We start from the raw sequence: 12,007 nt of genomic DNA, 5'->3' as shown, positions 1-12,007 counted from the left end.
GGATTGCGCCGTCCGGCGCGCTCCGGCGTCGTCGCGTATGGAACAAGTGAACAGGGTCGTGAAAACCGTTTCACGGTGTTTCAAACGTTCCACTCGCCCGGCCCAACGGCCCGCGTGTGGAACAAGGGGCGGGGATGGCGCCGTCCGTCACGCCTCCGCCGCGCCATCCCCCGTTCCGCGCCCGCGCCGCACCAGCGCCGCCGCCTGGATCAGCACCTCCGGCCCGGCGCCGGGCAGATGGGCGTTCTCGCTGATGTGGCGGCGCCACGCCCGTGCGCCGGGCAGGCCCTGGAACAAGCCCAGCATATGGCGGCTGATAGCGGCCAACGGGGTTCCGCGTGTCCGCCGCGCCTCCTCGGCGTAATCGGCCATCGCCGTGACCACGGCGTGACGGTCGGGGCCGGGCAGGCCGCCAAACAGGCGGCGGTCGGCGTCGGCCAGCAGATAGGGGGTTTCGTAGGCCGCTCGCCCGATCATCACGCTGTCCAGCGCGGGCAGATGCGCCGCCGCCTCGTCCAAATTGCGGATGCCGCCGTTGATGGCGATGGTCAGATGCGGGTTTTCCTGCTTCAGCCGGTGGACCAGATCGTAACGCAGCGGCGGCACGTCGCGGTTTTCCTTGGGGCTGAGGCCCTTCAGCCAGGCCTTGCGGGCGTGAACGATGAAATGGTCGCAGCCGGTCGCTGACACCGTGCGGACGAAACGCTCCAGTGTCGGCCACTCCTCCATTTCGTCAATGGCGATGCGGGATTTGACGGTGACGGGGATGGACACGGCCTCGCGCATCGCGCCGATCAGGCGGGCGACCAGATCGGGTTCGGCCATCAGGCAGGCGCCGAAGCGGCCCGACTGCACCCGGTCGCTCGGGCAACCGACGTTCAGGTTCACCTCGTCATAGCCCCACTCCTCGGCGATGCGGGCGCAGGCGGCCAGATCCGCCGGGTCCGACCCGCCAAGCTGCAAGGCGACCGGATGCTCCGCCGCGTCGAAGCCAAGCAGCCGCTCCCGGTCGCCATGCAGCACCGCGCCGGTCGTCACCATTTCGGTGTAGAGCAGCGTGTTGCGCGACAGCAGGCGATGGAAATACCGACAATGGCGGTCAGTCCAGTCCATCATCGGGGCCACGGAAAGCGGAATGGCGGTCATGCTGGCGGTCGGTCCAAGGGCGTGAAGAAGGAAAGAAGCGCCTTCATCTGGACGATCCGGCGCGCGAAGTCCAGCGCGCCCGCCGCAATCCTGTCCCCACCGCAATCCTGTTCAAGACGGCGCGCGCAGCGGGCTGGTAGACTGACGGGCATGGACCAGCACGACGCCCTGACACGCGCCCCGCTGAGGGGGCGGGATTTCGCCCGGCTGTGGCGCGAGCGGCGCTTTGACGGCATGGAGTGCCTGAACGCGCGCTTTCACCATCACAGCTACGCCCCGCACACCCACGACACCTATGTGATCGGCGTCATCACCGCCGGAACCGAACTGTACCGCTGCCGGGGCGTGGAGCGGGTGGCGCGGGCCGGTCAGGTGGTGGTTCTCAACCCCGACGTTCTGCACGATGGCCGCCCGGCGGACAGCGGTTACGCCTACCGCATGTTCTACCCATCGGTCGGGCTGTTGGGACAGGCGGCGTCGGAGGCGCTGGGACGAACCGTCCAACCGACCTTCACCGACGCGGAGTTGGACGATCCGGCGCTGTTCGACGCCATCCGCTCCCTGCATCTGGGGCTGGAGGATACAGCGCGCGAGACTCTGCGCATCGACACCGACGCCCTGCGCGCGTTGGCCGCCGTGGCGCTGCGCCATGGCGATCTGACCGGCGGCCTGCCTCCGGTCGGGCGGGAGCCGTTGGCGGTGCGGCGCGCCCGCGATTTCCTCGACAGCCACCTCGACGCCCCGGTCGAACTCAGCGATCTGGCCGACGCGGTGGGGCTGAGCCGTTTTCACCTGCTGCGCGTCTTCCGCGCCGCCGTCGGAACCACGCCGCACGGCTATTTGACGGGGCGGCGGGTGCGGCGGGCGAAAGATCTGCTGGTCGGGCCGTTGCCGCTGGCCGACATCGCCATGGCCTGCGGCTTTTGCGATCAGGCGCATTTCAGCCGGGTGTTCAAGGCGCAGGTCGGCGTTTCCCCCGGCCAGTACCGACGCGGCAGCAATCCTGTGCAAGACGGGGTTGGCCCGGCGGCGTAGCGTGCCGGGCATGAGCACGATCACCCTTCCATCCCCGACGTCCGTCCCGCGCGAAGTCGCGCTCGGCGCCGTTCACGCTCTGCCGATTTTGGCGGGGGCCGTTCCCTTCGGGCTGTTGCTGGGCAGCCTCGCCGCCAAGGCCGGATTGACGCCGCTCGACATGGGGCTGATGAGCGGCGTCGTCTTTGCTGGAAGCTCGCAATTCGTCGCGGTGGAGCTGTGGGGCCATGGCGCGCCCGGTCTGGCCGTGGTCGCCAGCGTGCTGCTGGTCAATCTGCGCCATCTGCTGATGGGGGCGACTCTGGCCCCGCGCTTTCGTGGCGTGCCGCCGCTGCGCGCCGGTCTGGCGCTGTTCTTCATGACGGACGAGGTGTGGGCTCTGGCCCTGCGGCGCGGGCAGGGCTTGACCTTCGGCTATTGGTTCGGCGTCGGGTTGACGCTCTATGTCGGCTGGCTGAGCGCCACGGTGGCGGGGACGCTGGCCGGGGCGTTGGTGGCCGATCCCGCCGCCTGGGGTTTGGATTTCACCTTCATCGCCGTCTTCCTCTGCCTGCTGGCCGGGCTGTGGACCGGCGTCGGCTCCCTGCCGCCCTGGTTGGCGAGCGCGGGCGCGGCGCTGGCGGTCAACGCCCTGACGCCGGGCGGTCCCTGGCACATTCTGGCGGGCGCGGTCGCTGGCGGCGCGGTCGCCGCGTGGCGTGGAAAGGCGTCGTCGTGATGGATGGGATGATCTTTGATAGCGGGCTGCTGGCGGTGATCGTCGCGGCGGGTTTCCTGACCTGGTTGACGCGGGTCGGCGGGCCGTGGTTGATCGCCCGAATCCGGCTTGGCCCGGCGGCGAACGCGGCGTTGGAGGCCACGCCCGGCGCGGTGCTGGTCGCCTTGGTCGCCCCGGCGGCGCTGTCGCGCCCGTCCGACGCGTTGGCGACCTTGTTTGTTTGTCTGATTGCGCGGCGCGTGCCGATGGCCGTCGCGGTGGCGCTGGGGGTGGCGGCGGTGGTCGTGCTGCGGCGGGTGATGTAGCGCTTCGCAGCCTCGCCCCAGAAAAAATCGGGATGATGGGGGAATAGCGGCGGGGCGCCCCGCGTTGATGTCGATGTCCGGCGACCGCCAAGGCCGCCCCCAGCTCAGGGCATCGCGAACTCCCCATGAACACCCCGAAGAATCCGGTGCGGCGCGCCGCCATCGCCGCCGCCCTGTTGGCTGTGACCGCTGGCCATGCCGGCGTCTGGTCCTGGCGCAACGCGCCGACGGCGGTGGAGGCTGAACCCGGCCGCATCGAATCGGTGTCCTACTCCCCCTCGGGACGCGATTACGACCCGACCCATTCCCCAATCGTCGCGCGGGCCGATCTGGAAAAGGACATGAGCGCCATCGCCGGTTTCGCCGACGGGGTGCGCACCTACTCCACCCTCGGCTCGCAAGGCCAAGTGCCGGAGATCGCGGCGGCCAAGGGGCTGGACGTGACGCTCGGCGTGTGGCTGAGCCGCGACGCCGCCCGCAACGAGCAGGAGGTCGCCCGCGCCATCACGCTGGCGAAGAGCGTGCGCGGCGTCCGGCGGATCGTCGTCGGCAACGAAACCCTGCTGCGCGCCGATCTGACCGACGCCGAGCTTGCCGGATTCATCAAGCGGGTGCGCGCCGCCGTGCCGCGTTCGATCAAGGTCGGCACCGCCGACGTCTGGTCGGAGATGGTCAAGGCCAACGCCACCGTCGCCGCGTCGGACTTCATGGGCGTCCACGTCCTGCCCTATTGGGAGGGCGTGCCCGCCGACAAGGCGCTGACCTGGATTCGCGACCGGCTGGACAGCGTGCGCAAGGCCCATCCCGGCAAGAAGCTGTTCGTCGGCGAGGTCGGTTGGCCGTCGGGCGGGGAGAATTTCCACGACGCCTACCCGACGCCGCAGGCCCAGGCCGCCGTCGTGCGCGGCTTCGCGGCGGAAGCCGGGGCGCTGGGCATTGATTACAACGTGGTCGAGGCGTTTGACGGCGTGTGGAAATCCACCATCGAAGGTTCGCCCGGCCCAAGCTGGGGCGTGCTCGACGCCGACCGCGCGCCGAAATGGGCGATGTCCGGGTCGGTCGGCCCGTCCTATGGCGACCGCGTCGGCGCGGGCGTGGCGCTGGCGGTTGGTTTGGTTTTGTCGGCCCTCGCCGTCTTCCGGCGGCGCAGCAATGGGGCCTACGCGCTGGCGGCGGCGCTGGGCGGCAACGTCGTCGGTTTCGCCGTCGGCGGCGCGGTGGCGGCGGCCTATGGCGAGTATCTGACCTTTGGCGCGCTGACCACCTGGGGGTCGGCTTTCGCGCTGGGCGCGCTGATGATGGGCGTGGCCTTCGCCGATCTGGCCGACGTCGCCCGCCGCCTGCTGACCGGGCGCGCGCCGGAACTGCTGCCCCGCGCCCCGCGCGCCAGCGGTTGCGCGCCGATGGTCTCCATCCACGTCGCCGCCTGCCGCGAGCAGCCCGACGTTCTGGCCGCGACGCTGACCTCGCTCGCCCATCTCGACTACCCGAATTACGAGGTCGTCGTTCTGGTCAACAACACCGAAGAGGAGCGTCTGGTCCGCCCGGTGGAGGAGCTGTGCGCGGCGCTTGGTCCGACCTTCAAGTTCCACTGGTACAAAAAAATCTCCGGCTTCAAGGCGGGCGCGTTGAACGCGGCGCTGCGCCACACCGACCCGGCGGCCTCGGTCATCGCCGTGCTGGACGCTGATTACACCGTGTCGCGCGACTGGCTGTCGAAGCTGGTTCCGGTCTTCGCCGATCCGTCGGTGGGCATCGTCCAGGCCCCGCAGGAACACCGCGACGGCCACGAAACCGCGCTGAAAGCGGCGATGACCGCCGAATACCGGCCCTTCTTCGACGTCGGCATGCAGGATGGCGTGGCCAGCCAGGCCTTCATCTGCCACGGCACGATGATTATGCTGCGGCGCGCGGCGATGGAACGGGTGGGCGGCTGGTCGGAAGCGGGCATCTGCGAGGACACCGAGCTTGGCCTGCGCATCCTGTCGGCGGGCTACCGCGCCGCCTACACCGACGAACGGCTGGGCGAGGGGCTGGCGCCGGACAATTTCACCCAGTTCCGCAAGCAGCGCGACCGTTGGGTCTTCGGCTCCACCCAGATTGTCCGGGCGCATTGGCGGAAGTTCCTGCCCCAGGCCGTCGGCGGTGAAGCCGGGCTGTCGGCGGGGCAGAAGCTGGGCTATGTCGGCAACTGGATCCGCTGGTGGTCGGACGCGGTCGGCCTGATCGCCGCCGTCGCCGCTGTGACCTGGACCTTCGCCGCGCTGGTTCTGCCGCTGCATCTGCCGCCGGTGGCCGCGACCGCCGCCGTGTTGGGCGCGCTGGTCCTGCGCGCCGGGTCGAGCCTGCTGGCCGCCCGCTACGCTTCGGGCAACCGTTGGGGGGAGAGCGTCGGGGCCTGCGCCGTCGGCATGGCGCTGTCCACCACGGTGGCGCTGGCCGCGCTGCGCGGCGCGGTGCGGCGCAAGGACGCCTTCCGCGTCACCGCCAAGGGGGGCAAGCGCGGGCAAAGCCGCTTCTGCGCCCGTCCCGAAGCCATTCTGTCGGCGTCGCTGGTCGCCGCGTCGCTGACCGCCGCGCTGGTCAACCCGCTGGGCACGCTGTCGCTGCAACTCTGGGCCATCCTGCTCGCCGCAATGGCGGTTCCCAACCTGATGGCGGTTGGCTTCGCCATCCACGACACGCTGCCGGATCGCAAGCCGCGCGCCCTGTCGGTCCCCGTCCAGGCGGCGGAGCCAAGGCGGGAGGCCGCGAGGGCAATCGCAATCTGATACGTTGCAAAAGCGATGAGAGGCGGGGCGTCAATCCGCCTGTTCGTATCGTTACGGATACGGATACGGGATTGACGGTTCCTATTGTGCATCTATTCTGAGCGGGTTGTCTTTTTCGCGAATGCTCGCCTTTTGGGATTTTATTTGCGCGATAATGGTTGACCGCGGCAGCGAGGGATCGTACAAGGCGTAACCTTTGGGTGATTGCCGTTGAGACGATCCTTTTCACCATAAACACATGCAGCGTAACTCATGCCAATCCCGCTGAATCAGGCTCTTATCGAGGAGTTTGAAAAACTCCTTCGCAATAAGGGCATTCGTGATGTGTCTCGTTGGATTCTTCCAAACGATGATGTCCCATTTGACGAAGCCGTAGCGCTTGAAGCGTATGAAGCCTCTCTCGACGAAGAATTTAATGCCTCCCAGGAATGCATGAGCGATGTTGCAGCTAGTGAAGCGGCGGCAGAAGCCAGCAATTTAAACAAATCCGGCTCTGATTCGGTTTGAATAGCATGTTTGATTATACAGAAGATTTTATTGAATCAGCAGATGAAGTTGCAGAAAGCGCCCGAATTGCAAAGCGGGCGACATTTTTCTGTCAAGCATTTGATTCATATAATAAAAAACTTGTAACTTCTGGGTTGGACAGCGCGGTTATGAATAAGGCCTTGCTTCTCAACGCCGTGGAAAGTTATTTCATTGATGTGCGCCGGATCAAAAAATTCCATGGCATGGAACGCATAGATCGTTATAAGATCGCCAGCTACACCCTTAAATGGCTTTGCAACATTCGCCCCATTCAAGTTGGCGTTTTAGGAAATTTAAAGCCAAATCTTCAGAAGCATGGATTGTTGATTAATGCTGACTTTGCGTTGACCCAAGCCTTTGCGGTTGCTGGGGTGCGCAGTGTGATGATTGGCAAACGTTTGCGCAGCAGTCTTTTGTATTCAGCACATTACCGCGATTTTGACGGGGGTGTGATGGCTGTGACAATGCAGACATTAGCTGAGATGACGGCCATGAAATCTGCGCTTTCATCTGCTCAATCCGCTGTTGACTTGAATACTGGCGGCAACTGACCCAAATCAAAAAACATGTAGTAAGGTGAACTTCATTTCCCATCTAGTCAGTCGGGAAATGTAATGTTTTTTTGCGTTGTTCGCTGTAGGGCTTCGTGCTTACCATTTCAGACGCCCAGCGTGGATGAAGGGGGTAGGCCGTGCCTGACGCGAACCCGTCCGTTCCACAAGCCGACACGCTGTTGACCGATGACAGCCGGCGCCGCCTGGAAGGCTGGCTGGCCGCGCAGGCCGGCGCCTCCCGCGTCGCGGTGACGGCGGATGGGGCGTTGGGCGGCGCGGCCAACCGCGCCATCACGCTGGACGTCGCCGACGGGCCGCAGGCCGGGCGTCACGCCTGCGTGCTGCGGGCGGAATCGGCGGGGCGGGTGTCGGCCAGCATTGGCAAGCGGCGGGAGTTCGCCGCGCTGTCCGCCGCCTTCCACGCCGGGGTGACGGCGCCGGAGCCGCTGTTCGTCTGCGACGATCCGGCTGTTCTCGGTCCCGATTTTTTCATCATGCGGCGGGTGGACGGAATCGGCGCCGGTTTCGCCGTGGTCAAGGGCGACGCGCCGCAAGCGGATTTGGCCCGCGCCCTTGGTCGGCAGCTTGGCCGCCTGCACCGTCTTACCCCCGCCACGCCGGGGTTGGAAGCGCTGGCCCCGCCGCCCGATTGCCCGGCGCAAGAGGCCATCCACCAGTTCCGCGACTGGATCGGCGACGTCGCCCAGCGCGATCCGGTGCTGGCCTGGGGCTTGCGCTGGCTGCACGTCAACGCGCCGCTGCCGGGCGCTGTCGTGCTGTGCCATCGCGATTTCCGCACCGGCAATTATCTGGTCAAGGACGGCGCGCTGGCGGCGATCCTGGATTGGGAGTTCGCCGGGTTCAGCGACCCGATGGAGGATCTCGGCTGTTTCTGCGCCCGTTCCTGGCGCTTTCGCCGGATCAACCGCGAGGCGGGCGGCATCGCCGACCGGGCCGATTTTTACGCCGGGTATGAGGAAACGGCGGGCCGCAAGGTCGATCCCCAGCGGGTCGCCTATTGGGAAACCGCCGCCTATCTGCGCTGGGCCGCCATCGCCTTGCAGCATGGCCGCCGCCACAGCTCCGGCGCGGAACCCTCGCTGGAACTGGCCTTGACCGGGCGGATGCTGCCGGAGATCGAAATGGATCTGCTGCGCCACCTGAAATCCGCCGCCGCCCGCGCGGTGACGCCTGTGGAAAGGATCGGCTGATGCGCGCCGGACCCGACGCCTTCGCCCTGCTCGACATCGCCGCCGCGACCCTGCGCCGCGACGTGCTGCCCCATCTGCCGCCCGAAGGCCGCTACGCCGCGCTGATGGTCGCCAACGCGCTGGCGATCGCCGACCGCGAGCTGCGCGGGTTGGACGAGTCCGGGCGGGCGATGCTGCTGGCGCTCGCCCCGCTCTATGGCGAGGACGCCGACGCCGCCCTGTGCGGCGAGGAACTGGCGACGCGGGTGGACGCCCTGCAACACCGCCTGTGCATCGAAATCGCCACCGGGGCTTTCGACGGCGACGGCCAGGACACGCTGATGGCGTCGCTGGAGGCCATCGTCCGCGCGCGTCTGGCCATCGCCAACCCGAAGGCGGCGCAGGGGGCGTAACCGCCGTGCCGGGGGGGGCGGAGCCGATCCAAACCGGCGCGTCTGTCTTTCGGTCTTATTATGTCGCAGGGAAAACCCTAAAAGAAATTTTGCGAAAGCGCGCGCATGCTCTGACTCTGAGGAATATTTCTGGGAGGAAGTCATGGCTTTGCGCGCAATCGCGGTCGGTCTGGTCGCAATGTTTTTGTCAACCAACGCGCTGGCGCAGACTGTGGTGCGGTACAACGCACCGGAATCGAACCGCGACCCCCGGCACGAATACCCGCTTGCGGTGCTGGAACTGGCGCTGAAAAAGACCGAAGCGACCGATGGACCGTATCGGTTGCAGGCGGTGGACACCAAGGCGCCCGGGCCGCGACAGATTGAAATCCTGGAGGCGGGCGATACGTTCGACCTTATGGTCGCGTCAACGACCAAGGAGCGTGTGGATCGGCTGTTGCCGATTCACTTCCCGCTCGACAAGGGGCTGTTGGGCTACCGGGTCTTTCTGATCCGCAAAGAGGATGCGCCGCGTTTTGCGGCGGTCAAGACGTTGGATGATCTGCTGAAACTGTCGGTGGGGCAGGTGTTTTCCTGGGCCGACACTCAAATCCTGTCGGAGGCGGGCTTCACGGTCGAGAGAACGACCGGTTACGCCAACTCCTTCTCGATGCTGCAAGCCGGACGTTTTGTCGGGTTCCCGCGCGGGGCCAACGAAGCCTTTGCGGAGTTGGACAGCAACGGCGGTGAGGCCAGCGGGATCGAGGTTGAATCCACCATCGCGCTCTATTACCCGCTGACCCGGTATTTTTACGTCAACAAGAAGAACACGGCGCTGGCCGACCGTTTGATGCGCGGTTTGAAGACGGCGCAGGCGGATGGTTCCTTTGACGCCTTGTTCAACAGTCACCCGCAAATCAAGTCGGTGCTGGATCAGGTGCATTTTGAAAAGCGGAAAATCTTCCGCATCAAGAATCCGATTCTGCCCGATGGGGTGCCTCTCGACAACGCCGCCCTGTGGTTCACCCCGGTCGGCGCCTCGTAGCGGGCTGGGCGATGCATGTGTGGCAATGACCCGACCGAGGCCGTTTTGCGGGCGATGGCGCCGCATCGCTCGACAGACGGTCCCGGTCGGCCCATATAATCGGTTCCTGTTCCGTACCACCGACCCGGACCGATCCGCGCCATGGCCAACCCCGTCCTGTCCCCCATCCCCGCCAAGTCCTTCGCCAAGCTGGAGGCCGGAAAACAGTTCGTCATCGTGTCGGATTACGTCCCGGCGGGCGACCAGCCGCGCGCCATCGGCGAATTGACCGAGGGGTTGGGGAAGGGGGAACGGGATCAGGTGCTGTTGGGCGTCACCGGGTCGGGCAAGACCTTCACCATCGCGCATGTGATCCAGACGGTGCAGCGGCCAACCCTGGTGCTGGCGCCCAACAAGACGCTGGCCGCCCAGCTTTACGGGGAGATGAAGAGCTTCTTCCCCGACAACGCGGTGGAGTATTTCGTCTCTTACTACGACTATTACCAGCCGGAAGCCTACGTCGCCCGCACCGACACCTACATCGAGAAGGAATCCTCGATCAACGAGCAGATCGACCGGATGCGCCACGCCGCCACCCGGTCGCTGTTGGAGCGCGACGACGTCATCATCGTCGCCTCGGTGTCCTGCATCTACGGCATCGGGTCGGTCGAAACCTATTCGGAAATGACCTTCGACCTGCGCAAGGGCGAGGTGATTCCTCAGCATGACCTGCTGCGCAAGCTGACCGAGCTTCAGTACAAGCGCAACGACGCCGCCTTTGGCCGTGGCCTGTTCCGCGTGCGCGGCGACACGGTGGAGGTCTTCCCGGCCCACATGGAGGATCGCGCCTGGCGCATCTCCCTGTTCGGCGAGGAGATCGAGGCGATCCATGAGATCGACCCGCTGACCGGCGAAAAGCTGGCGGCGCTGGAGGCCGTGCGAATCTACCCCAACAGCCACCACGTCACGCCGAAACCGACGCTCAACCAGGCCATCGGCGAAATCAAGAAAGAGCTGAAGCTCCGGTTGGAGGAGTTCAACGCGCAGGGCAAGCTGTTGGAGGCGCAGCGGCTGGAGCAGCGCACCACCTTTGACATCGAAATGATGGCGGCGACCGGGGCCTGCGCCGGCATCGAAAACTACTCGCGCTTTCTGACCGGCCGCGCGCCGGGCGAGCCGCCGCCGACCCTGTTCGAGTATCTGCCCGACAACGCCCTGCTGATCGTCGATGAAAGCCACGTCATGGTGCCGCAGATCGGCGGCATGTACCGGGGCGACCGGATGCGCAAGGAAACGCTGGCCGAATACGGCTTTCGCCTGCCCAGCGCCAAGGACAACCGACCGCTGAAGTTCGAGGAATGGGAGGCGATGCGCCCGCAGACGGTCTTCGTCTCCGCCACCCCCGGTCCGTGGGAGTTGGAGCGCACCGGCGGCGTGTTCAGCGAGCAGTTGGTCCGCCCGACCGGCCTGATCGACCCGCCGGTCATCGTCCGTCCCACTGAGACCCAGGTCGATGATCTGATTGGCGAGTGCAAGGAGGTGGTGGCCAAGGGCTACCGCATCCTCGTCACCACGCTGACCAAGAAGATGGCGGAGGCGCTGACCGAATACATGCATGAATCCGGTTTGCGCGTCCGTTACATCCATTCCGACGTCGAAACCTTGGAGCGGATCGAGATCATCCGCGATCTGCGGTTGGGCGCTTACGACGTGCTGGTCGGCATCAACCTGTTGCGCGAGGGGTTGGACATCCCGGAATGCGCGCTGGTGGCGATCCTCGACGCCGACAAGGAAGGCTATCTGCGCTCAAAAACCTCGCTGATTCAGACCATCGGGCGGGCGGCGCGCAACGTCGAGGGCCGGGCGATCCTCTACGCCGACAAGATCACCGACAGCATGAAATACGCCATCGACGAGACGGCGCGGCGGCGCGAGAAGCAGACCGCCTACAATCTCGACCACGGCATCACGCCGGAATCGGTGAAGAAGGCCATCGGCGACATCATGGAAAGCGTGTACGAGCGCGGCGACCATGTGACGGTGAAAACCGGGTTGAACGCCACCGAACTGGTCGGCCACAATCTGAAAAGCGTCATCGCCGATCTGGAAAAGCGCATGCGCGCCGCCGCCGCCGATCTGGAGTTCGAGGAAGCCGCCCGTCTGCGCGACGAGCTGCGCCGGTTGGAGGCGATGGATCTCGGCCTGGAAGCCCCCGGCAGCATCGGCATCAGCAGCGCCCGCCAGGGCCGGGGCATCCCCGAAGGCGCGCCGAAAAAGCAGGGGCGTCGGCGCAAGGGGCCGTGAGATTGCAGGGGCTTTGCCCCCTCCCTCCCGCTTCGCGGGT

Annotated in this window: 11 protein-coding genes; 10 read left to right on the top strand and 1 reads right to left on the bottom strand. The window is 66.0% G+C overall.

The genetic code is table 11. From position 1 onward, the window contains the following. Nucleotides 1–147: 147 nt before the first annotated feature. Nucleotides 148–1,146, bottom strand: coding sequence for a tRNA dihydrouridine(20/20a) synthase DusA (dusA, locus tag ACODS4_RS25695; RefSeq protein WP_488868509.1), 999 nt, complete (start codon nt 1,144–1,146; stop codon nt 148–150). 150 nt (nt 1,147–1,296) lie between these two features. On the opposite strand from dusA, the gene ACODS4_RS25690 reads away from it, so the two are divergent. From ACODS4_RS25690 to uvrB, 10 genes are all read left to right on the top strand, one after another. Next, nucleotides 1,297–2,181: an AraC family ligand binding domain-containing protein gene (locus ACODS4_RS25690; protein ID WP_488868508.1), complete on the top strand. Its 885-nt coding sequence runs from the start codon at nt 1,297–1,299 to the stop codon at nt 2,179–2,181. Nucleotides 2,182–2,191: 10 nt separating this feature from the next. Continuing rightward, a complete protein-coding gene (locus ACODS4_RS25685) occupies nt 2,192–2,899 on the top strand; it encodes an AzlC family ABC transporter permease (RefSeq protein WP_488868507.1) in 708 nt (235 codons plus the stop codon). Nucleotides 2,900–2,907: 8 nt separating this feature from the next. Then, nucleotides 2,908–3,204, top strand: a complete 297-nt coding sequence (locus tag ACODS4_RS25680; protein WP_488868506.1) for an AzlD domain-containing protein — start codon at nt 2,908–2,910, stop codon at nt 3,202–3,204. 125 nt (nt 3,205–3,329) lie between these two features. Then, nucleotides 3,330–5,975: a glycosyltransferase gene (locus ACODS4_RS25675; protein WP_488868505.1), complete on the top strand. Its 2,646-nt coding sequence runs from the start codon at nt 3,330–3,332 to the stop codon at nt 5,973–5,975. Nucleotides 5,976–6,227: 252 nt separating this feature from the next. After that, nucleotides 6,228–6,482 carry a hypothetical protein gene (locus tag ACODS4_RS25670; RefSeq protein WP_488868504.1) on the top strand — a complete coding sequence of 85 codons (255 nt, stop codon included), beginning with the start codon at nt 6,228–6,230 and terminating at the stop codon, nt 6,480–6,482. A 5-nt stretch (nt 6,483–6,487) separates the two neighbouring features. Continuing rightward, nucleotides 6,488–7,054, top strand: a complete 567-nt coding sequence (locus tag ACODS4_RS25665) for a hypothetical protein (protein ID WP_488868503.1) — start codon at nt 6,488–6,490, stop codon at nt 7,052–7,054. Between the two features lie 140 nt (nt 7,055–7,194). Next, entirely contained in the window at nt 7,195–8,268 is a 1,074-nt protein-coding gene (locus ACODS4_RS25660) for a phosphotransferase family protein (RefSeq protein WP_488868502.1), read from the top strand. Continuing rightward, the gene (locus tag ACODS4_RS25655; protein ID WP_488868501.1) at nt 8,268–8,660 is read left to right on the top strand and encodes a DUF6285 domain-containing protein; all 393 of its coding nucleotides are present in this window, start codon (nt 8,268–8,270) and stop codon (nt 8,658–8,660) included. The genes ACODS4_RS25660 and ACODS4_RS25655 overlap by 1 nt, the downstream gene beginning before the upstream one ends. A gap of 142 nt (nt 8,661–8,802) precedes the next feature. Further along, on the top strand, nt 8,803–9,684 hold the full coding sequence (locus ACODS4_RS25650) for a hypothetical protein (RefSeq protein ID WP_488868500.1): 882 nt from the start codon (nt 8,803–8,805) through the stop codon (nt 9,682–9,684). A gap of 141 nt (nt 9,685–9,825) precedes the next feature. Beyond that, entirely contained in the window at nt 9,826–11,967 is a 2,142-nt protein-coding gene (gene uvrB, locus ACODS4_RS25645) for an excinuclease ABC subunit UvrB (RefSeq protein ID WP_488868499.1), read from the top strand. Nucleotides 11,968–12,007: the final 40 nt, after the last annotated feature.

The organism is Azospirillum sp. FG154 (genome assembly GCF_057809575.1).
The sequence above is the reverse complement of the archived record's forward strand: the minus strand, read 5'-3'. Positions and strand labels throughout refer to the sequence as shown.

What these genes read in the sequence shown, in the direction of transcription:
- ACODS4_RS25655 (WP_488868501.1), top strand. Translation starts at nt 8,268, where the DNA reads ATGCGCGCCGGACCCGACGCCTTCGCCCTGCTCGACATCGCCGCCGCG.
- ACODS4_RS25685 (WP_488868507.1), top strand. Translation starts at nt 2,192, where the DNA reads ATGAGCACGATCACCCTTCCATCCCCGACGTCCGTCCCGCGCGAAGTC.
- ACODS4_RS25680 (WP_488868506.1), top strand. Translation starts at nt 2,908, where the DNA reads ATGATCTTTGATAGCGGGCTGCTGGCGGTGATCGTCGCGGCGGGTTTC.
- dusA (WP_488868509.1), bottom strand. Translation starts at nt 1,146, where the DNA reads ATGACCGCCATTCCGCTTTCCGTGGCCCCGATGATGGACTGGACTGAC.
- ACODS4_RS25675 (WP_488868505.1), top strand. Translation starts at nt 3,330, where the DNA reads ATGAACACCCCGAAGAATCCGGTGCGGCGCGCCGCCATCGCCGCCGCC.
- ACODS4_RS25665 (WP_488868503.1), top strand. Translation starts at nt 6,488, where the DNA reads ATGTTTGATTATACAGAAGATTTTATTGAATCAGCAGATGAAGTTGCA.
- uvrB (WP_488868499.1), top strand. Translation starts at nt 9,826, where the DNA reads ATGGCCAACCCCGTCCTGTCCCCCATCCCCGCCAAGTCCTTCGCCAAG.
- ACODS4_RS25670 (WP_488868504.1), top strand. Translation starts at nt 6,228, where the DNA reads ATGCCAATCCCGCTGAATCAGGCTCTTATCGAGGAGTTTGAAAAACTC.
- ACODS4_RS25690 (WP_488868508.1), top strand. Translation starts at nt 1,297, where the DNA reads ATGGACCAGCACGACGCCCTGACACGCGCCCCGCTGAGGGGGCGGGAT.
- ACODS4_RS25650 (WP_488868500.1), top strand. Translation starts at nt 8,803, where the DNA reads ATGGCTTTGCGCGCAATCGCGGTCGGTCTGGTCGCAATGTTTTTGTCA.